Here is a 20,460-nt window from a genome sequence, read left to right on the forward strand (position 1 = left end):
CCTATGCAAACGAAAATGCTGATAAACGGCGAGCTGGTCGAAGGCACAGGCGAGGCACTCGATGTCCTGAACCCAGCGACAGGCGAGGTGCTCGAGGCGGTACGCGAGGCAAGCCCGGAGCAGATTAAGGCGGCGACCCGTAGCTCTGCAGAAGCGTTTGACGCATTCGCGAGAACCCCTCCGGCAGAGCGCGCGGCGTTGCTGCTGCAGATCGCTGATGTGATCGAAGCGCATAGCCAAGAACTGGCCGAGCTGGAAAGCTTGGATGTCGGCAAACCGTGGCCATCTGCGCACGATGACGAGATGCCGCTGACCATCGACGTCTTTCGTTTCTTCGCAGGCGCTGCTCGCACCATGACAGGGTCTGCGACCGGCGAGTACGTTGCAGGCCACACATCCATGATCCGCCGTGATCCAGTCGGGCCTGTGGCTGCAATTGCGCCGTGGAACTATCCGTTGATGATGGCGTCATGGAAGCTGGCCGCGCCGGTTGCGACAGGCTGTCCTTTAGTACTGAAACCCTCTGAACTGACGCCGCTGTCTACGCTGCGTCTGGCGGAGCTATTACAGGATGTCCTTCCCAAGGGCGTGCTGAACGTGATCCACGGACGCGGCCCGTCCGTTGGTGACGCGTTGATCAACAGCCCAGAGATGGAGGCGATAACGATCACGGGGTCACCAGCTACCGGCATGGCGGCTATGCGCGCGGCTTCTCAGCAAATCCGTCACGTGCATCTTGAACTGGGAGGGAAGGCCCCGGTCATAGTATTCGAAGACGCAGATCTTGATGCTGTAGTCGAGACGATTCGATATGGCAGCTATTTCAACGCCGGTCAGGACTGCGCGCAACCCTGCCGCATCATGGTGGCTGATGGTGTTTATGACCAGATCGTAGCTGCAATTCAGGATCAGGTTGACCAGATCCAGATCGGTGCGCCTAAGGCCAAAGGCACGGAAATGGGGCCGCTTGTGTCCGCTTCTCAACGCGACCGTGTCGCTGGTTTTGTTAACCGCGCGCGCAACGCTGCGGAGATCGTCTCAGGCGGCGCCGCAGGCGACGGCGACGGATTCTTCTACAAGCCCACAGTCATCGCCAATGTAGACAACGACGCGGAGGTTGCCTGTAATGAAATCTTTGGTCCTGTTGTCACCGTTTCCCGGTTCTCGGATGCGGAAGAGGCATTGAAGATCGCAAATTCAGCCAGCTATGGTTTGGCATCCTCGGTTTGGACCCGCGATGTGGGACGCGCCATGAATATGACTTCTAAGCTGCGCTATGGTTTCACATGGGTGAACACCCACGGCGTTGCCACGCCCGAAATGCCGTGGGCCGCGATGAAAGGCTCGGGTACAGGCAGCGACATGTCAGTTTACGCCTTGGATGCCTATACCGCGATCCGGCACGTGATGGTGGCACACTGATGCGGTTGGCGGGCAAGTGCGCTTTTGTGACGGGCGGCAGGCAAGGCATTGGCCGCGGTATCGTAGACGCGTTTTTGAGCGAGGGCGCGACCGTTACGACTTGCGGACGTGGGCCTCGACCCGGCGGACTGCCTGAAGATGTCGTTTGGCATGAGCTCAACGTGTCAGATCCTGCGGCAGTGAACATCATCGCCGAGGCGACGGACATTCTGGTCAACAATGCGGGTGTGCAGGTCGAGAAAACTGTGGTTGATACCACGGATGCCGACTGGGAACTGGTGATGGGCGTAAATGCACGTGGCGTTTTTAACTGCTGCCGCGCGTTTGTCCCGCTTATGCCCAAAGGCGGATCGATTATTAACATCGGCTCGATTTCTGGCAACGTCGCGGACCCGTCCATGGCGCTTTACAATGCGTCAAAAGCGTTCGTGCACGGGCTGACGCGTTCCATCGCCGTGGATCACGGACCAGACATTCGTTGCAACGCAATTTGTCCTGGCTGGATCGAAACCGGAATGCTCGATGCAGGGTTTGATCTTGCTGACGACCCTGCAAAAGCGAAGCAGGACGCACTGGCCCGTCACGCTGTTCGCCGGTTCGGTAAGCCTGACGATATTGCCGCCATGGCGGTTTGGTTGGCCTCGAACGAAGCTGCATTCGCGACAGGTCAGCTCTTTGTAATTGACGGCGGTATGACCGCTGCGTCACCGCTTTACCCGGGGCTTTTCTGATGGACGAGATTGTACATACAGCCGTTTTGGGTGCTGGCGTCATTGGCGCGAGTTGGACTGCGCTTTTTCTTGCAGCGGGGCGCTGCGTGACGGTGTTCGATCCTGATCCGAACGCGGAAACCAACGTGCGAAAGTACATTGAAAGGGCGTGGCCCGCCTTGGACGAATTAGGGCTAACCGCGCGCGCCACGCCTGACGCATTGCGCTTTGTTGCGCGCGCGGGTGAAGCGGTGCAAACTGCCCAGTTCGTGCAGGAAAACGTGCCAGAACGGCTGACGCTCAAACACGCAACCTACCGAGAGATAGAGCCCCTGCTGCAACCCGGCGTGATTGTCTCAAGCTCGACCTCCGGTCTGACGTTGGAGGCGTTACAAAAAGGTTGGAAAGACCCAAGCCCTTTAATCCTTGGTCACCCATTCAATCCACCGCACCTGATCCCCTTGGTCGAACTTACGGCTAACTCAGAAACAGGGGCGGGAGTGTTAGACCAGACTGAAGCCTTCTACGTCGACATCGGCAAGGTGACCATCCGCATCAACAAGGGGATGCCAGGACATGTTGCCAACCGTCTGCAAGCGGCCATCTGGCGTGAGGCGGTACACATGGTTGTCAAAGGCGTGGCGAGCGTCGAAGACATCGACAAAGCCATGTGGGCCGGGCCGGGACTGCGATGGGCTGCCATGGGGCCGACAACCCTGTTTCACCTTGGCGCCGGTGAGGGCGGGTTACAGGGTTTTTGCGACCATTTCAAAGACACGTTTAACGGATGGTGGGACGATCTGGGCGATCCACGACTAGACGACTATACCGTAAAACTGTTGGTCGACGGCATGGTTAAAGCATCCGAGGGCAAAACCACGGCGGAGCTATCCGCGAAGCGGGACAAAATGCTTACGGCGATGCAGATCGCGACGCGTCCGCATCGCTCTTGAGATCCGGCTTGTACATCGGCCAGGCGCGGAACTCGAAAGGGACGCGACCTTCGATCCGATCTGCGCTTGGTGTTAAACCGAACCGTTGATTATAGGCGCGGCTGAAATGAACCTGACTGTTGAACCCGGATGCGGCCGCGATCTCACTGAATTTCAATTCGGTTTGGGTAACCAGTCCGCGGGCCCGGTCCAAGCGAATGTCGCGATAATAGGCGACAGGTGATTTGTACACGTACTGATCGAACAATCGGCTGAGCTGACGTTGTGAGACACCCAGTCTTTCCGCGATCTCAGGTATCGACAGCGTCGTTTCGAGGTGGGCTTCCATTAAGTCGATTGCCGCTCGCACAACGCCAGACGTGACATAGCCCATTGGCTCGACGACTTTGGGGTTCTGCGAACGCCCTTCGCCTCGAACCTCGTGATGAAACAGATACCGCGCCGTCGCATTCGCAATGCTCTCGCCGGCCACCGCATGCACTAACCGCAGCCCCGCATCAGTAGACGCCGTGCCCCCGCAACACGTGAATATGCGGTCATCTTGCACGAACATATTCTCAGACACGTCCGTATCCGGGGCGATTTCGATGAATGCATCGATATGTTCGTAATGAACCGTCGCTGTCTTTCCCTTCAGCATACCTGCGTTTGCAAGTATGATCGCGCCTGTGTCCAATCCACCGATGATCGCGCCCGACCGCCACCACTTTTGAAACAAATTGCGAAGCTCGTGCGACGTGTAGCGCTCGGGCGTCCAGCTTGAACTAACAAGAACGAGCCAAGGGTTGCTTGCATTGACGTCTTTAACGGGGGCGGTTTCAATCAGCATCCCATTGCTGGCCTCGATCCCGCCGCCGTTTTCTGAGACAAGGGTCCACGAAAACTTATTTCTCCCTGACAAGTAGTTAGCCACGCGAAACGGATCAATGAACGACGTTGTCGCCGACGCATTGAAATGTGGAGTCACGAGAGCGATTATTTCATGCTGGGTTATGATTGGACTGGACATGTCTGATTTTGTCAAAACGCGTCTGAATTTGTCAAATGAACTGCGTTTATGTTGCGGCCGCAGCGAATGTCGCCTTGGGGGGCCGCATCTCTGCATCGACGGTAAATGCCAGATGTCAGCAACTGGTCGACAGCAGAAATTCCCGCACTTCATTTGACTATCCGCTTTGTCCGCGAAACGGTCATTTGGGCAAACCGCAACTAACGACGGCAGCGAGCCCATTTTGACCGCTGCCGCGCGATGTCCCAATGACAGCAATGCGCAGAAAGCGGACTTTGCAAAGTGCAGCAGACTGTTCAAACCGGGCATTCCTTCCAATAGCAGCGTATACGGCTATGAGCAGGAAGCAGACTTCACTGTTGCGCTCCAACAACTTGTGACCTGGTTAAGCTTCTTCTGTATCGTTTGATTGATCTTCCTTGATCGGTAGGATGGGTAAACCTTCAAAACTAATCTGGGGTTAAAAATGTACAGGTATGCGCTGACAACATTGGCTTTGTTTTGTGCAAGCTTACTTCATGCCGCTGGTATGGAGCGGTGGGGTGATTCCGGGGACTGGACAATCCTGATTGATCCCGAAAAGGGCAACGGCTGTCTCGCGTGGAAGCCCTTTGAAAATGACATGACCGTTGAAATTGGTGCAGCACCCAATCAGGCTGGCGGCTTCTTTGCTGCCTTTAATCCGGCCTGGGTTCAAATCGAAGACGGTGCGACGGGCATCGTAAGGTTCGACTTTGGTGATGCGAAATTCGAAGGAGAAGCCGTGGGTGTCTACAAGAATGGAGTTCCCGGTGGCTACGCCTTTTTCGACAACCCGGCGTTTGTAACCGAGTTTGGAAAGCGCCAAAGCGTTACGATCATTGGCGAAAGCGGGGCCGAGGTTGAACTCGATCTCAGCGGATCTGCTAAAGCCATTGAGGCCGTTCTGGCGTGTCAGGCCGAGCAGCCGGAACCGCTGAAGAACTAGGACGCGCCCGATTATTGCAATTGATTGATGTCCGGCACACATGGCTGCCTGTCGGCAGGCATGGCATCAGCGCCTTCCGGGGCCTTGTTTCTCGACCCACCCACATCCAGCTTGAACTTTGGTGACGTAAGCTGGCCCGTTACATCAAAGGGCCAAGCGCTTCGGGATAGGGGTTTGCCAACGCGCCGCGGCTCCGCTCTTATTGCTATCGTATCGTTCAGCCAATCCACTTGCCCTTTTGCAACCAATTGAACCGATCCCGTTTCAATAACGATGGAGTTTGAGCTCACCCGCCCAGCTTGAATTTCAACCGGGGCGACCACGCAAGTGATGTCGGTATAGCCTTGTCGGAACTCCTCCGAAAACAGCCATGGGAAGATGCCCAGCCCGGCTAACTCCAGCAAACTGGTACTGATATAGCCCTTTGACATCGACAAAGACGCATTGCCACGCATGGAATTGATGAAGGCCTTGCCTGAGGCGGTACTGCCAGAAACGTTGAACTCTCCGCTCAAACGGCCATAGGCATCAATACCAATTCCCAATTCATCAAGGATCTCACCGAATTCCCATCCCGAGGTTGATCCCGACAATGAAAGCCTATCGGGTGAATCAATCAGGTCCATGACCGCCCGAAGGCTGAAGTTTCCGCCACCGTAAGCCAACTGAAGGGGGCCGAAATCCACGGTTCCTTCTTTTGCTGACAATTGGCTTGAAACAGACGTTACACCTTGCTGGCCTACAATCTCTTTGAATTCGATCTGAACCTCGACGTCAGCTTCTCGTAGCACGCGCTGCACATCCAGAAGATCGGCAGGTTTCCCTTTTTCCTTTGGCAATACCAAGGGCTGCACGTCTGTCTCCTTCGGTGAAACTAAAGGTTGCACTTCGGCTTCAGGTTCTTTTGAGGTCTCCCCTACCAGACTTTTCAGTTGGTTCAGCACGGCAGTCAGGTTCTTCAGGTCGTTGAGATCGAGCTTTTCGCTCGTGATGTTGCCCCGAACAACAGAAGTGCCCTCGGGGAAATTTGCGTTCAAAGTCGCAAGGAGATGCGAAGACCCGGCTTCGAACTGGATTGCGGCATCAAAGTCCTCGCCCTGTTTGGAGGTTTCAGCATCGATAGCTAGTGCCCCGAGCTCGACAGGTTGTAGATTAACTGCGGTCAGAAACTCGACGCTGTCGTCGACATCCAATTCCACATCAAAATCGAGACCGGCCAGCCCTTTTAGCTCGTTGACGGATAGTGCAAGATCAAGCGCCCATAGATCGGTGTCGTAAGTGGTCGCGTTAAACCTGTTGAGAGAAACCGGCCCGCCCGCATTGGATACGTTGAAGTCGGCTTTGATGCCGCCGAACTGGTCAACGTAGTCTTTATCGAGGTTGGGCAAAATCAACTTGGCGGGCCCGTTTAGCTCCCCATCGAAAGTCACGTCCTGAAGCTGAAGCAGATCGAGGATTTCACCTTCGGCTTTCAGGACAGGCTCTTCAATTGGACCGGCTTGTAGCGCAATGCCCAACATGGCGAGCCGTCCGTCTGGCATGCGGCGAATGCTTTCGATTGAGGCTGGGCCGATTACGTCCAGCCCTTGGTCAAATGCATTGGTTTGGAACAGCAACTTCTCGAATTCGAAGGAAGCCAGGGATCCGACCATATGCATTTCAAAGCCAGTAAACTTCAGTTCTTGGATACTTTTTGCTGCTGGCGGCGGCTGTCCTTCCGGATGAAGCCGTGCGTTGAAAAGCAGATCGACGCCCTGAGCGGTGTAGAGGTCATCTATTGAACCTTCAGCTTCGAGTTTTTGTCCATCCTCCAGGCTTACGGTAGTTGTAAACGCCTCGATCTTCAGGGCGTCCTGAGACACGAGCTCAGCCTGCAACTGGCCATTCCCTTCCAAAACGCGTTCCAACCCAATGACATCTAGAAAATCACCGAATTCACCGGTGTCCATCTCCAACACAGCTCGATAGCCACCACCTTCGTCTTCCGTGAAGGGCTCGCCATCATAGCTCACGGTCATTTCTCCAAAACTCGCTCGCGTCTTAAATGGCGCGTCATGGGGGTAGTCGCCTTCGATTTCGAAACCCTGACCGTTTACGGAGCCGGAACCAGAGACCTTTGTTCTTTGTCCATTATCTACTTGTTCGAGCGCGAGTGACTGAAGGTCAAACACAAACGAGAAGCCCGAGACCTTGTCGTCGATGTTTAACCCGATTGACGTGAAACTGACGTTCTTGTCGCTCAGGAAGTTCAGGATCCCACTGCTTTCGGAGTCGCTTTCATCGATACTATCAGCGCTAGCTACGTCTTTTTGATCATCCGCTGATACAGGTTCCTCGGATACGGGCCCGGGTGTTGGCCTGCCTTTTCGCCAGCTTGTTGTGCCGTCTGCGGCTGTAAGAAGATTTGCTTGGAGCCCTTCCACGACGAGATTGTCAAAATACAGACGACCGTTGGTCAAGGCGACAATGTCCAGCTCCAGTTCCAGCAGGTTCAACTCTACAAGAGGTGACTCCGGCATTGTCTGGCTCGGGATGACCACGCCACCGACGTGAATGTAACTCGTGCGGCCAAGCGCGACGCTTACATCATCGTTGACAAGAAGTGGCCGACCAATTTGTTCCGAAAGAACTCTTTCCACAAGGCCGCGCCGGATGTCCGAGAACATCGGAGCGGCAAGCAACAACCAGACAAAAGCGACGGCAGTGAAGGCGAGAAATGCAACAAGCCCAACTATTCTTACGAGCCAAACCCTCATGTGCTCCCCTATTGCAGCTCACACTGCTTCGAATTTCTGCCAATTGGAGGTCACCAATCCTACTAGCAATTTAGCACACTCAGAATAGCGCATCTCTTTGAGGATGACGTGTTCATCGGTCCAAAGCCGCAAGTATTCGAGCATCTCGTTCGTATGGGTCCTCACGGAAATGAACAGCCCCATCTTCAACCCACGCAGTCCAATAGGTCAAAAGGACCGGCATGGGCTTGGGTAGGTTAACGCGCGTTGTCTTCCCGCTATCGAGAATGGATTGCATCTTTTGCCGGCTCCAGTCCGGCTCTCCCTCCATCAAAAGGCTGGCAAATTCGAACGGATACTCAAGACGCACGCAGCCGGAACTTAGGTTCCGCTCATTTCGGTCGAAAAGGCTGCGGTCGTTGGTATCATGCAAGTATACTGCGTATTTATTGGGAAACATGAACTTGACTAAACCTAACGCATTCTCTGGGCCCGGCTGCTGAACCAAAGTGACGCCGGGATTCTTTGCCCCCCAGTTCACAGCGTTGGCAGGAATTGTGTGACCGTCTTTGTTCCGAACTAAGTAGTTGTTGCGCGCCAGATAGGCAGGATCCTTGCGGATGCGCGAAAGCTTGTCTTTCCGAAAAATCGAGGCGGGAACGGTCCAAGTCGGATTGAATTCCATGTATTCAATCTCATCTCGGAACACTGGGGTTTTGCGGTAGGCTGAACCTGTGATTGATCGGGTGGTCCAAAGCGTCCCGCCAGATGTGACCAAGTAAGTACGAGCGCCTGCAATATTTACCAGCACGAACTCTTCGTCGATTTCCCGCATGAGCCAACGGCCTCGTTCCAGGCTGAGGCGCAACTTGTTTATGCGATCTTCGACAGGTTTGTTGAGAGACGCGAAAGTCTTACCACCAACGACGCCATCTGCTTCCAAGCCATGACGATTTTGAAAGGATTTAACCAACTGCACCAAGTAATCGTCATAAACCCAAGCTGGATCTATGCCGTTTTGCCTGATTTCTGGAAATTCATTTGTTCCATCGTAGCCTTCCGTCGCTAGCCTTTTTCGCAGTTCGGCGACGGCAGGATCCACCATTTCCGGCTTCAGAACTGTTTCTTCGGGGACTTTGTTCCAGCCTCCCTTTGATGCAATAGCTCTGTATTTGCGCAATGCATCAACGAGCATCGTATATTGCGCATTGTCGATATCGATGCGTTCAATCAAAGCGCTGAAGCCTTCACCTTGAAGAAATTGGTTCAATACAATGGAAGGGTCTTGTTGAATTACTGGTTTTGAGAAGTTCCAATCGTCGTCCAATGCGTTTGGATCGACTTTTCCAAAAACCAAATGATGCACGAGTTTTACTGCGGCGTCGGTTGCCAAAATGTCGAACAGGGCTTTATTTGAGGCATCGCCAGCCTGTGAGTCTTTGAAAGCGGATCGAAGCTCTTCTAGCTTGAAATCACTCGGCGTAAAGCCCTGATCAATTGCTCCATCCAACTCCTGAAATAGTTCGTCGACCAATTCAAAACTTGTCCAAGCTGGCGCAAATTCTCTGTCTGCATAGAAACGAGGCACAAGGATTCCTGCGTCCAAACTCTTACTGTTAGAAAGTGTGCCACTCGCATTCGTATTTGACCGTAGCAGCGCTTCTATCTGCTCCGAGACTTGGTCTGCTGCGCCTAAATTGGGGCAAGTCATCAGCGTTGCAGTCAGTACAGTTGCTACCGCTGATCTAAGAACTTTCACCGTCCCCTCCTAAACAGCCAATCTATATGTGGGTGCTTCGAAAAAGGATACTCCAACATTTTGTATAATCAAATCGTAATTTGTTGTTCTCAGGTTTTGCTGGCAAAGCGGACATACTTCACGGGCAAATCATCGACCATCTAGGTCGTGCCTTACCCGGCAAGGCGACGATCCAAACCAACGGCGACACGTTCGCGTAAACGCACTTAGGTTTTTGTAGCCCAAGTTCTTTCCAATCTTTGTTATGGAAAGGCGCCCCTCGGTCAACCATTGCTCCGCCTGACGCATTTTCGCGCTGCCTACGAGTTCTGCCCCTGTGGTGTCGTGTCTTGTAAGTTCTCTTTGCAGCGTTTTAGAATGCAAACCGATGAATTTTGCAAACCCGTCCAAGCCGGGCCATGCGGAGTAGTCAATCACAGAGACTAACTAGGCCAAGTCGAGCACTTTTTGAATGGGACTGTCCGCTTCCGTCGCCTCGTTTCGTTCAAATTTTGATTGCTGCATCAACCAAAACGCGGGGAACGACATACTAACCTATTATTGCGTTCTGTTGTCTTGGGTTTTTTTGGCTAAATGGCGAAGTCGAATGAACACTGAACGGACGGCGGCAAATATGTAATCGCACTGCTGGCTGCGACCGAATGCACAATCAGATCCGATTTGGCGAAGGTCAGGCATTAGAGAACTAGGGGTTGGCATGTGTTTGTTCCTTGTGTGACGTGAACACTGTGCCTTCGCAGGCGGGCGAATACTTGAAGAGAGCATCCAGATTTTCTTGAGAAAAATTAGGCCTTCTCGGATTGCCCACATTGAGTCATGCTTAGTCTATGAGGGTCACTTTCGGAGATTGCGCGGTCGATACTGATCGGCAGATGTTTTGGAAGTCAGGTAAATCCGTACGTCTTGAGCCGCAGGTTTTCGGCGTGTTGGAATACTTCTTGCGGAATCCAGAAATAGTGGTCTCGCGCGACGATCTTGTCGAAAATGTCTGGGATGGCAGGATTGTCTCAGATTCAACTATTTCAACCAGGATAAATGCGGTCAGACGGGCCATCGGCGACAACGATCGTGCGAACCGCATGCTCGAAACGCTGAGTAAGCGGGGGTATCGGTTCTCTGTTGAAGTCTCCAGCGTCGCGCGGACAAGCCCTGATACACCTAAACCACGCTCTGATCGCCAGATCAGCAAAGCTGCTCGATCCGCGGATGGCACTGTCATCGCCTACGCTACTAGCGGCGAAGGTCCACCTTTGATGAGGGCCGGGCAATTCCTGACGCATCTGAATATGGATTGGGAGAGTGAAGTCAGGCGACCGACGCTTGATCGCCTTGGCGCACATTTTTCTCTTACGCGATACGATCAGAGGGGGACCGGGCTTTCGGGAGCCTCCGCGACGGACTTCACGCTTGAACGGCTGGTCGAAGACATGCTTGCTGTGGCCGACGACGCTGGACTCGAACGCTTTCCGATCTGGGCGACTTCACAGGGGGTGCCTGTGTCGCTGGCATTCGCGGCCGCCTATCCTGAGCGCGTAAGCCGAATGGTTCTGTACGGTGGTTTTGTTCAGGGCCGCGCCGTCCGTGAGCCCGAACCCAACTCTGTTCAGGCGGATACCTTTCTTGACCTCATATCAGAAGGTTGGGGCAAGCCAAGCGGTGCATTTGGCAAGGCTTATGCGACGTTATTTATGCCCGAAGCATCGGCGGTACAGATTGATGACATGTGCAAGATGCAGTTGGCCTCTGCATCACCGGACACAGCGATCGAACTCAGGCGTTCGATAGACACCTTCGACGTATCAAACATCCTCGACCAAGTACGGGTGCCGGTCCTCGTAGTTCACACAACTGAAGACTCCGTCAATCCAGTAAGCCAATCTAGCTTGCTGGCCTCTTTGCTGCGAGATGCACAGTTGAGAATCGTGGAAGGTAGAAATCACGTACCTCTGCCAGGAACAGACGCATGGGAAACGATTATGCATGTATCGCTCGATTTCCTAAGGTCTGCTTAGTCCGCGTAGCAGTCATTCAAGCCGAGTGTTGCGAATAGCTGCTTTGAGCCCCGAGCAGCCATTAATGTGGCTTGCAGCAAATTGCAGCTCCGGGCCCAAAATGATGAGGGTTAAGCCCGAAATCTGTCAGTTCTTAAATCGTTGTTTGATAGAAAAAAGTTTTTTGGTAGCCTTGGCGCGTGCGCTTTCATTTCAAAGAGGTTTGTCGATGCGCACTCTCTCGTTCACTTTGTTTATCTTAGGCACGGCTTTGGGTTGGTTACCGGCTGCGAATGCACAAGACGCCGAAAAGCCCAACATCGTTTTCATGATGGCGGACAATCTTGGCTGGGGTGATCTTGGCGCTTATGGCGGCGGAGAGGTGCGCGGCATGCCGACGCCCGAAATTGACGCGTTGGCTGCAGAAGGTTTGAGGCTGACGCAGTTTCTTGTCGAGCCGGGTTGTACGCCGACCCGCGCTGCAACGATGACATCGCGCTATTCAATCCGTTCGGGGCTTTCGCTGGCCTTGATACGCGGGACACCGAACACCCTGCAGCCTGAAGAATATACGATGGGGGAAATGCTTCGTGATGCGGGTTATGCGACCAACTACCTTGGCAAATGGCATCTTGGACTCGACACATTCAGCATGCCGCAAAACCAGGGCTTCGACAGCTACTACGGCATTTTGAATTCAACTGACGAAGTAAATTTCGGCGAGAGGTCGGCGCTTTCCGGTTATGAGCTGACAGAAGACGAGAAGGCTTATGTTTGGCAAGGCACTGCTGGAACGGATGGTGAAATCGTTGAAGAATACACAAGGGACGTGCGTCGAACGATTGATTTCGAACTTACTGATCGGGCGGTCGCATACATTGAAGAGCAGAGTAAGCTGGATGATCCTTTCTTCCTTTTCCTGTCATTTACACGCCCGCACTATCCCAGCCTGATGACCCCCGAATGGGAGGGCCGTTCGGTGGCAGGCGCCTATGGCGATGCAGTGATGGAGCTTGATTACAATACGGGGCGGGTGCTTGACGCAATCGATGCAGCGGGATTAGCCGACAACACAATCGTCGTCTGGATGAGCGACAACGGTCCGTGGAAGACAATGGTATGGCCGGATGGCGGGAGTGCCGGTCCTTTCAGGGGAGAACTGGGAAGTGCCTGGGAAGGCTCAATTCGGACTGCCGGAATGATCCGTTGGCCGGGTATGATCGAACCCAGCGTTTCAGACGAGATGTTCTCGACTATGGACTTCATGCCAAGTTTTGCTGCCATCGTTGGAGCGGAAATGCCGTCAGACAAGCCAATCGATGGCGTTGACCAATCGGCTTTTCTGCTGGGAGAGCAAGAAAAATCTAATCGTGAAAGCCTGATAACGTTCCTTGGCGATGACATGATGGCCGTGCGTTGGAAGCACTTCCGCATCTACTTCCAAGACGTGGTTCAGGCTGGAAACGGATTTAAGCGCATGGGAGGATCACAATCCAACCGGGTGCCGCACAATGGATACCCTCGTATTTACAACATTAAGGCCGACCCACGGGAAGAGGACGATGTTGGCGCATTGGAAACTTGGGTTGTGGGTCAATACATGCGTGTGGTTTTGGAATACCTCGCAACTTTGGATGAGCACCCCAATCCGCCAGCGAGCAACTTTACGGATTTCTAACGAAGGCGATTTCGCAAACTGCACAAAACATTGCTGACAAAAAAGTCAACGTCGGCTTCGTCCGCATAGCGGTCATTCGCGATATTTCAGCCAACGTCCGCTCGTGTGAGAAGCAGTCATTCACGGTAGGAACTTTAAATTTTTGTCCTGAACGGCTGCTTTACGCCTCTTGTCAGTCATCTGAGAAAAACACTCAGATGACTGCGTTGAGCCCAAATCGGAAGTTCAAAAGAGCATCTTTAATGACCCTCAGTAGCCGGTGGACGCAGATGCTGGTATTCAGAGGATTGGGTAGTTCTATGAGGTCATAAATGCAGCGATCATTTGCCTTAGTCTCAACACTCCTTTTTTCAATATCCACGACGGCGGCTAGTGCAACGGAAGACATCCGACTCGTTGTTCAAATCACAATTGATGGACTGCGCGGAGACTTGATTTCTCGTTATGAGGCCGCCTTCGGCGAAGCTGGTTTCAAAAGGCTTTTGGAAAGCGGCGTCTGGTACACCGACGCTCATCATCGTCACGCCAACACCGAAACCATTGTTGGCCACGCGACGCTCGCTACAGGAGCCCATCCCTCTGAGCATGGAATGATTGGCAATGCCTGGTTCAACAGGGCTGAAGAGCGATTGGGATACAATATTGAAGATCCGGACTACCCGATGTTGCCGGTTCCAGGCTTCGGTGGAAACGTTGATCAAGTCGACCCGACACAAGCCGCTGCTGTGACATCGGGCCGTTCTCCCGTTAACTTGTTGGCGACGACGTTTGGAGACGAACTGGTGAAAGCCAATGCCGGTCGATCAAAAGTTTTTTCCGTATCTGGTAAAGACCGTTCGGCGGTTGCAATGGCAGGGCATTCTGGAAAAGCTTTATGGCTGTCGGCGGCTACAGGGGCATTTGAAACAAGTGCTTTTTATTATGACGCGTATCCCGATTGGGTTCTCGACTGGAACTCTAAACGCGCCGCAGATGCTAAGATCGAAAGTGAGTGGTGGCCGGAGTGTTCTGACGCGCCTTACCTAATGGAAAGAAAGGAACGCTCCTTTGTAACCAACCTTGGCACATTCGGTCGCACTTTCCCTCATTTCTATGGGAAGCCGGAAGACGGGCTCTACTACACGCAGGTTTTATTGTCGCCTCATGGGGATCGGATCACGGCCGACTTTGCAAAAACTGTTGTCAAAGAGGAGGGGCTTGGTGACGATAAATGGCCGGATTACCTAAGCATCAGTTTTTCAGGTGTAGACGCAACCAACCATTTCTTCGGACCATCCAGCCTAGAAAATGAAGAAATGGTGCGCTGTTTGGATGAGACATTGGCTGATTTCTTTGAGTTCATGGATCGAGAGGTTGGACGAGCGAATGTGCTTTATGTGCTTTCCGCCGATCATGGCATGCCGGAAGCGCCAGAAGAGATGGCCGAAGCCGGGCTTTCGACATTCCGTAACTCCACCGAAGCATTGATGATAGATGTGAATTCGGTCATCGCCGATGAGTTCGGAGTGGAATCCGCAATACAGTTCTTTTTTCGTCCTTACGTATATCTGGACAATGCCGCCATTGAAGCGTCAGGCGCCGACAGGCGTGTTATCGAGCGACGCATCGTCGAAAACTTGATGGCTGCACCGGGCATTGAGCTTGCGATGCCAACTGAACCGTTTCCTGAACAACGAGGGCATACCCTTGAGGAGCAGATCCGGCGAAACTATCACCCAACACGTTCTGGCGACATTTATGTTGTTCAGACACCTTATTCATTTCTCTTCGAGGAAGGTCCAATTGCCGTAATGCACGGATCGCCTTGGCGCTACGACACGCATGTTCCAATCATTTTCGCTGGTCCAGGTATCAAGCCAACTCGCGTCAGTCGTCCCGTTTCCACGGTGGACGTGGCCGTCACACTGAGCACTATTTTAGGTATCAGCCAACCTAGCAGCGCTGCGGGTGAAGCATTGAGCGAGATTGACGTTACAGATCCATAAGCGGTCTTGTCTTTTCGTCGAGTGACCAACGGCAATGCGTATTGGTGGAGAAAAAAGTGATCTTTGGCCCAAACTCCCAAGTTTGGCTAAATCTGGAGAGTTTCCTCAACGAACAGCAGGTTTGTCCGCACAGCGATCGCTCGTGATATTCAGGCGGGCGATCGCATCGAGCCCGTCGCCTACCTTGGAGTACGGGGGTGAAACTGGTTGTTTAGCGCACCAAGCTAGGAGGCGATAGCAGTGCTGTGATACAAAAGGACTGAAGGCTCGGAACAAGACTCCCTGCGCTCATTGTGTCAAATCGGTCTAAGGTCTCAGTATCGAGCTGGTTCAATACGCTTGTTTAGACAAGAAAGTGTCTCAATATGATTGAGTTCAGCAGGTCTCCACTTCTAGATAGCGTTGCTGCTTGGCTGATGGGGTGCGGTCTTCGCGATACAAAGGCGGACGATGTGGTGCGAGGCTTTGGCAACCGTCTGGTTTCCGCTGGTGTCCCTGTTGCTAGGATCAACGTCGGGGGCATGGTCCTGCACCCAATTTTTGGCGCATTGAATGTGCTTTGGACGGTCCGCGACGATCAATCCAAAGTCGAACTAACGCCCAGAGACCAGCTTGCGACACCTGGATTCCGCAACACACCTTTTTTCGATTTGGCGCATAACGGCGGTTCCTATCGGCGTTACAAATTGGAAGATGGGTCGGTCGAGACCAGTTTTCCGATCCTAGAAGAGCTTCGTTCAGATGGCGCAACGGACTATCTGGTTCAGTTTGAAAGCTATCATCGCGATGACGCTAGTCGCTGGTCGGATTTTCCGCCTGGAATGGAGGGCGTTATGATGTCGATTTCTACACGACGTATAGGCGGATTTAGCGACTCTGAAATCAACTATATCCGAGCACTCATGCCTGCCCTCGCACTGGTTATAAAAAACGCTCAATCGCGCATTCTTGCGCAAGGTCTCATGGATGCCTACCTAGGAAGCTACTCTGGAAACCGTGTCTTGGATGGTGTAATCGAGCGCGGCGATGGAGGGGCAATCGACTGCATTTTGTTTTATTGCGACCTTAGAAACTCCAGTCGGATGGCAGAAGACATGCCATTGAATAGATATCTTGCGTTAATTAACGACTATTTTGATTGTACGGCCGGGGCGGTAGAAGATCACGGCGGTGAGATCCTTAAATTTATCGGCGACGCTGTTATGGCAATCTTCCCAGTAGACGAAAAGTCGAGGCCGGCAGTCGACATGAGCCGTGCCGCATTGTCTTCAGTGTTGGAGTGCTTAGCTCGCGCGAGGGAAAAGAACATCATTTGGCAAAAGTACGGCGGCAGAATTGAGTTTGGAATTGCCTTACATCGGGGTTCCGTAATGTATGGAAACGTCGGCACGGAACGTAGGCTGGACTTCACAACGATTGGCCCTGCGGTAAACCAAGTCAATCGGCTTGAGGGTCTGTGTAAGTCTCTTAAAACTCCTTTGGTAATGTCCTCGGAATTCGCAGCAGATGTTGCAACGCGGCTTGAGCCCTTGGGGCAACACCAGCTAGCAGGTATGTCGCAATCAACAAAGGTCTTTACGCTTCCAGAGTTCGCACCAACGGTCGATAAAAGTAGCTCAATTAATCGATCCAAATGAACGAATTATTTGATCTTAAGTTAGTAACTTCGGATTTCTGCAACAAATGATGAACGGGTGCTTTGTCCGCTTAGCAGACGCTCAGTCAGTTTTGGCGAAGGTCCGCTCCTGAGCCAAAGCGGATGTGCTTAATAGTATGGCCATTCTTAACAGTAGGAAGTGGGTGATGGGCATGGAATTGAAATCAACCCGGGATCATCAGGCATCAACAAAAAATCGGGGGGCAAATCAGGGGATATTTATCAATTTATCGCAAAAATATTCAAAAATTAGTAAAATACAGCTATTTTTGGTGCCTCAAGAGGGACTCGAACCCCCGACCTTGTCCTTACGAAGGACCTGCTCTACCAGCTGAGCTATTGAGGCAAGCGAGGGCTCGTTTAAACCGTCCGGGTCAGGCGCGCAAGCCCAGTTCTTAGGCTCTGGGTGCAGAACCCTTACTGTGAAATTTTTGTAACAACGCTGAATAGTGGTTGTCGCACATCCTTTATTTCAATATTTCGTGAAATATGGAATATGAAGCAACAGATCAGTTGGCCACCCTGGGCCATCCGCAGCGGTTAATGGTGTTTCGCATGCTTATGCGACGCTTTCCTGACACTGTTCCTGCCGGTGAACTGGCAGTGCAGCTGGATATTAAACCCAGCACCTTGTCGAACTACCTGAATGCTCTGCAACGCGCGGGATTGGTGCGGCAGGAGCGGTTGGGGACATCGCTGCTATATTCAATCGAGATGACGAATGTGCAGCACATGCTGGACTTCCTGCTGAAAGATTGCTGCAAAGGTCGGCCCGATATCTGTATGCCCTCCACCCAAGGAGCCAAGACTATGCCGGACCGGAAATACAACGTCCTTTTTCTGTGTGTGGGCAACTCCGCCCGATCGATCTTTGCCGAATCCATCCTGCGCAGCTTGGGTGGGGATCGGTTCAACGTTTATTCTGCAGGCACACAGCCGACCTCTGAATTGAACCCCTTCGCGATGCAGGTTCTGGCTGACAAAGGGCACGATACTTCGGCTTTGCGGTCCAAGCATATGTCTGAATTTGCAGCCGATGGCGCGCCCGAGATGGATTTCGTGTTCACCGTCTGCAATCAGGCCGCGAACGAGGATTGTCCGGCCTGGGAAGGACAACCCATCAGTGGCCATTGGGGCATGGTTGACCCGGTCAAGGCCATGGGCACGGACGCCGAGAAAAGCCTGGCCTTCCAGAACGCCTATGGCGCGCTGAAGCGACGGATCGAGGCGTTTACCTCTCTACCCGTCGAAAGCCTGGATCGGATCGCTTTACAAACGGCCGTGGATGACATCGCCAGAACACCTGTTGAGGACATGCAATGACGACTTACGCGGTAAACGGCCTTGGCCGGATGGGCAAACTGGCCCTAAAACCTCTGCTCGAGAAGGGCGCCAAGATCGCCTGGATCAATGATAGCGCTGGCGACCCCGAGATGCATGCGCACCTGTTGGAATTTGACACTGTTCATGGCCGCTGGGATGCGGAATTTACCCATGACGCCGACAGCGTGACGATCAATGGTACGCGCCTGCCGTTCATTGGCACCAAAGACCTGTCCGACCTGCCTATGGGTGGCGTGGACCTGGTGATCGACTGTACGGGCGTGTTCAAGACCGAGGCTAAGCTGGCACCGTATTTCGAGGCAGGGGTGAAGAAGGTTGTCGTCTCAGCCCCGGTCAAGGACGGCCCCACGGCCAATATCGTGATGGGCGTTAATGAAAGCACTTATGACCCCGCAGCCCATCACATCGTGACCGCGGCGTCCTGCACCACCAATTGTCTGGCTCCGGTCGTAAAGGTCATCCATGAAAATCTGCGCATTCGCCACGGTTCGATGACCACGATCCACGATGTGACAAACACGCAAACCATCGTGGACCGCCCCGCCAAGGACCTGCGGCGCGCGCGGTCGGCATTGAACTCGCTGATCCCGACCACAACCGGCTCGGCCACGGCCATCACGCTGATCTACCCTGAACTGAAAGGCCGTTTGAACGGCCACGCGGTGCGGGTGCCGCTGCTGAATGCCTCGCTGACCGATTGCGTGTTCGAGGTTGAACGCGAAACAACCGTCGAAGAGGTCAACGCCTGCTTCAAAACCGCCGCCGATGGCGAGCTGAAAGGTATTCTGGGCTATGAGACCCGGCCGCTGGTATCCACCGACTACAGCAATGACGAACGCTCCTCGATCGTCGATGCGCCCTCGACCATGGTGGTGAACGGGACGCAGGTGAAGATCTATGCTTGGTATGACAACGAAATGGGCTATGCGCACCGTCTGGTGGATGTGGCGCTGATGGTCGGGGCCTCGCTGTGACCGAACGGCCCGAGGGGCTGTCGGCCTATATCGCGGTTACGGCGGCCTATTGGGCTTTTATGCTGACCGACGGAGCCTTGCGGATGCTGGTGCTGCTGCACTTTCATACGCTGGGCTTCTCGCCAGTGCAGTTGGCGTATCTGTTTGTCCTCTATGAAATTGCCGGGATGGTGACGAACCTTGCAGCGGGCTGGATCGCGGCTCGGTTTGGCCTGACTTCGACTCTTTATGCCGGGCTTGGGTTGCAGGTGGTGGCATTGCTGGCACTTACACAACTAGACCCTAACTGGGCGATTGGCGCATCTGTGACCTATGTCATGATCGTGCAAGGCGCAAGCGGAGTGGCCAAGGATCTGGCCAAGATGTCCTCGAAATCCGCAGTGAAACTGTTGGCCCCGACAGAGGGCGGCGAGCTGTTTCGCTGGGTGGCATTGCTGACCGGATCAAAGAACGCTGTCAAAGGGCTGGGCTTCCTTCTTGGTGCAGCCATGCTGGCTATACTGGGCTTTCAGGCGGCTATTATCGTGATGGCGATCGTTCTGGCGGTGATCCTGTTCGCGGTTGTCCGGTTTATGCCTCCCGGTCTGCCCAAAGGGCGCAAGGGCGCGAAGTTCTCCGAGGTTTTCTCAAAATCTGCCAACGTCAATTGGCTGTCCGCCGCGCGGGTCTTCCTGTTTGGTGCTCGTGACGTGTGGTTCGTGGTCGGAATCCCGATCTATTTCTACGCCGTTTTGTCCGATGGCACGGAAGAGGGCAATCGCGCGGCCTTTTTCATGATCGGCACCTTTATGGCGTTCTGGATCATCCTCTATGGCGTCATTCAGGCCAACGCACCCAAAATCCTGCGCTCCCAAGATCGAACTAAAGGCGACCTGATAAACGCTGCCCGAAGCTGGGCCGCAGCCCTGTTCTGTGTCCCGTCGGTGCTGACCGTGGCGGTTCTGATCTCGGACGAACCTCAAACATGGCTGACCATCACACTGGTTCTTGGCTTGCTGGTGTTTGGGGCGCTGTTTGCCGTCAATTCGGCGCTGCATTCCTACCTGATCCTCGCCTTCGCCAAATCCGAGCGTGTCACGATGGATGTGGGGTTCTACTACATGGCCAACGCCACAGGCCGGTTGCTGGGAACGGTACTTTCCGGTCTGACCTATCAGATCGGTGGATTGCCTTTGGTGTTGGGAACAGCAGCGGTTATGGTTGCTTTGGCGGCAATCACCTCGGGCAAGCTGACGGATCAAAGCCAAGAGGCGCATGCCTAAACGCCACATACGCC

Annotated in this window: 15 protein-coding genes and 1 tRNA gene; 11 read left to right on the forward strand and 5 right to left on the reverse strand. The window is 53.5% G+C overall.

Annotated features, from left to right (window positions below; translation table 11 throughout):
* Positions 1–3 precede the first annotated feature (3 nt).
* From GOV79_RS20725 to GOV79_RS20735, 3 genes are read left to right on the forward strand one after another with little or no spacing between them, the layout of a single operon-like run.
* Positions 4–1,422: an aminobutyraldehyde dehydrogenase gene (locus GOV79_RS20725; RefSeq protein WP_170791584.1), complete on the forward strand. Its 1,419-nt coding sequence runs from the start codon at positions 4–6 to the stop codon at positions 1,420–1,422.
* Positions 1,422–2,153 carry an SDR family NAD(P)-dependent oxidoreductase gene (locus GOV79_RS20730; protein WP_170770728.1) on the forward strand — a complete coding sequence of 244 codons (732 nt, stop codon included), beginning with the start codon at positions 1,422–1,424 and terminating at the stop codon, positions 2,151–2,153. The genes GOV79_RS20725 and GOV79_RS20730 overlap by 1 nt, the downstream gene beginning before the upstream one ends.
* Positions 2,153–3,085: a 3-hydroxyacyl-CoA dehydrogenase NAD-binding domain-containing protein gene (locus GOV79_RS20735; RefSeq protein WP_170791585.1), complete on the forward strand. Its 933-nt coding sequence runs from the start codon at positions 2,153–2,155 to the stop codon at positions 3,083–3,085. Before GOV79_RS20730 ends, GOV79_RS20735 begins: the two co-directional genes overlap by 1 nt.
* Here GOV79_RS20735 and GOV79_RS20740 read toward each other — a convergent pair.
* Positions 3,045–4,394, reverse strand: a complete 1,350-nt coding sequence (locus tag GOV79_RS20740) for a GlxA family transcriptional regulator (protein WP_237218078.1) — start codon at positions 4,392–4,394, stop codon at positions 3,045–3,047. The genes GOV79_RS20735 and GOV79_RS20740 overlap by 41 nt on opposite strands.
* 322 nt (positions 4,395–4,716) lie before the next feature.
* On the opposite strand from GOV79_RS20740, the gene GOV79_RS20745 reads away from it, so the two are divergent.
* Positions 4,717–5,061: a hypothetical protein gene (locus GOV79_RS20745; RefSeq protein WP_237218079.1), complete on the forward strand. Its 345-nt coding sequence runs from the start codon at positions 4,717–4,719 to the stop codon at positions 5,059–5,061.
* 11 nt (positions 5,062–5,072) lie between these two features.
* On the opposite strand, the gene GOV79_RS20750 is transcribed toward GOV79_RS20745, so the two are convergent.
* The 3 genes from GOV79_RS20750 to GOV79_RS22660 all read right to left on the reverse strand — a co-directional run bounded on the left by GOV79_RS20750 (position 5,073) and on the right by GOV79_RS22660 (position 9,972).
* The gene (locus tag GOV79_RS20750) at positions 5,073–7,817 is read right to left on the reverse strand and encodes an AsmA family protein (protein ID WP_170791587.1); all 2,745 of its coding nucleotides are present in this window, start codon (positions 7,815–7,817) and stop codon (positions 5,073–5,075) included.
* Positions 7,818–7,929: 112 nt separating this feature from the next.
* Positions 7,930–9,555: a L,D-transpeptidase family protein gene (locus GOV79_RS20755; RefSeq protein ID WP_331252777.1), complete on the reverse strand. Its 1,626-nt coding sequence runs from the start codon at positions 9,553–9,555 to the stop codon at positions 7,930–7,932.
* 129 nt (positions 9,556–9,684) lie between these two features.
* Positions 9,685–9,972 carry a helix-turn-helix domain-containing protein gene (locus GOV79_RS22660; RefSeq protein WP_170791588.1) on the reverse strand — a complete coding sequence of 96 codons (288 nt, stop codon included), beginning with the start codon at positions 9,970–9,972 and terminating at the stop codon, positions 9,685–9,687.
* A gap of 455 nt (positions 9,973–10,427) precedes the next feature.
* On the opposite strand from GOV79_RS22660, the gene GOV79_RS20765 reads away from it, so the two are divergent.
* The 4 genes from GOV79_RS20765 to GOV79_RS20780 all read left to right on the forward strand — a co-directional run bounded on the left by GOV79_RS20765 (position 10,428) and on the right by GOV79_RS20780 (position 16,846).
* Positions 10,428–11,567, forward strand: a complete 1,140-nt coding sequence (locus GOV79_RS20765; protein ID WP_170791589.1) for an alpha/beta hydrolase — start codon at positions 10,428–10,430, stop codon at positions 11,565–11,567.
* Between the two features lie 64 nt (positions 11,568–11,631).
* Positions 11,632–13,224 (forward strand): arylsulfatase, encoded by a 1,593-nt coding sequence (locus GOV79_RS20770; RefSeq protein ID WP_214648144.1) that lies wholly within the window; start codon positions 11,632–11,634, stop codon positions 13,222–13,224.
* Between the two features lie 311 nt (positions 13,225–13,535).
* Positions 13,536–15,209, forward strand: a complete 1,674-nt coding sequence (locus GOV79_RS20775) for an alkaline phosphatase family protein (RefSeq protein WP_170791590.1) — start codon at positions 13,536–13,538, stop codon at positions 15,207–15,209.
* 365 nt (positions 15,210–15,574) lie between these two features.
* The gene (locus GOV79_RS20780) at positions 15,575–16,846 is read left to right on the forward strand and encodes an adenylate/guanylate cyclase domain-containing protein (protein WP_170791591.1); all 1,272 of its coding nucleotides are present in this window, start codon (positions 15,575–15,577) and stop codon (positions 16,844–16,846) included.
* A gap of 290 nt (positions 16,847–17,136) precedes the next feature.
* Here GOV79_RS20780 and GOV79_RS20785 read toward each other — a convergent pair.
* Positions 17,137–17,212: transfer RNA gene (locus tag GOV79_RS20785), tRNA-Thr, on the reverse strand.
* Positions 17,213–17,355: 143 nt separating this feature from the next.
* Here GOV79_RS20785 and GOV79_RS20790 point away from each other — a divergent pair.
* The 3 genes from GOV79_RS20790 to arsJ are packed head-to-tail and all read left to right on the forward strand — an operon-like array spanning position 17,356 to position 20,446.
* Positions 17,356–18,189, forward strand: coding sequence for an arsenate reductase/protein-tyrosine-phosphatase family protein (locus tag GOV79_RS20790; protein WP_170791592.1), 834 nt, complete (start codon positions 17,356–17,358; stop codon positions 18,187–18,189).
* A complete protein-coding gene (locus GOV79_RS20795) occupies positions 18,186–19,184 on the forward strand; it encodes an ArsJ-associated glyceraldehyde-3-phosphate dehydrogenase (RefSeq protein ID WP_170791593.1) in 999 nt (332 codons plus the stop codon). The genes GOV79_RS20790 and GOV79_RS20795 overlap by 4 nt, the downstream gene beginning before the upstream one ends.
* Positions 19,181–20,446 carry an organoarsenical effux MFS transporter ArsJ gene (arsJ, locus tag GOV79_RS20800; protein ID WP_170791594.1) on the forward strand — a complete coding sequence of 422 codons (1,266 nt, stop codon included), beginning with the start codon at positions 19,181–19,183 and terminating at the stop codon, positions 20,444–20,446. Before GOV79_RS20795 ends, arsJ begins: the two co-directional genes overlap by 4 nt.
* Positions 20,447–20,460 lie beyond the last annotated feature (14 nt).

The sequence above is a fragment of the Ruegeria lacuscaerulensis genome (assembly GCF_013034745.1).
Classification (GTDB): Bacteria; Pseudomonadota; Alphaproteobacteria; order Rhodobacterales; family Rhodobacteraceae; genus Ruegeria; species Ruegeria lacuscaerulensis_B.

Coding starts and splice junctions, on each gene's coding strand:
- GOV79_RS20735 (WP_170791585.1), top strand. CDS start 2,153: ATGGACGAGATTGTACATACAGCCGTTTTGGGTGCTGGCGTCATTGGC.
- GOV79_RS20790 (WP_170791592.1), top strand. CDS start 17,356: ATGGAATATGAAGCAACAGATCAGTTGGCCACCCTGGGCCATCCGCAG.
- GOV79_RS20725 (WP_170791584.1), top strand. CDS start 4: ATGCAAACGAAAATGCTGATAAACGGCGAGCTGGTCGAAGGCACAGGC.
- GOV79_RS20745 (WP_237218079.1), top strand. CDS start 4,717: ATGACCGTTGAAATTGGTGCAGCACCCAATCAGGCTGGCGGCTTCTTT.
- GOV79_RS20775 (WP_170791590.1), top strand. CDS start 13,536: ATGCAGCGATCATTTGCCTTAGTCTCAACACTCCTTTTTTCAATATCC.
- GOV79_RS20780 (WP_170791591.1), top strand. CDS start 15,575: ATGATTGAGTTCAGCAGGTCTCCACTTCTAGATAGCGTTGCTGCTTGG.
- GOV79_RS20730 (WP_170770728.1), top strand. CDS start 1,422: ATGCGGTTGGCGGGCAAGTGCGCTTTTGTGACGGGCGGCAGGCAAGGC.
- GOV79_RS20750 (WP_170791587.1), bottom strand. CDS start 7,817: ATGAGGGTTTGGCTCGTAAGAATAGTTGGGCTTGTTGCATTTCTCGCC.
- GOV79_RS20770 (WP_214648144.1), top strand. CDS start 11,632: ATGTGGCTTGCAGCAAATTGCAGCTCCGGGCCCAAAATGATGAGGGTT.
- GOV79_RS20795 (WP_170791593.1), top strand. CDS start 18,186: ATGACGACTTACGCGGTAAACGGCCTTGGCCGGATGGGCAAACTGGCC.
- GOV79_RS20765 (WP_170791589.1), top strand. CDS start 10,428: ATGTTTTGGAAGTCAGGTAAATCCGTACGTCTTGAGCCGCAGGTTTTC.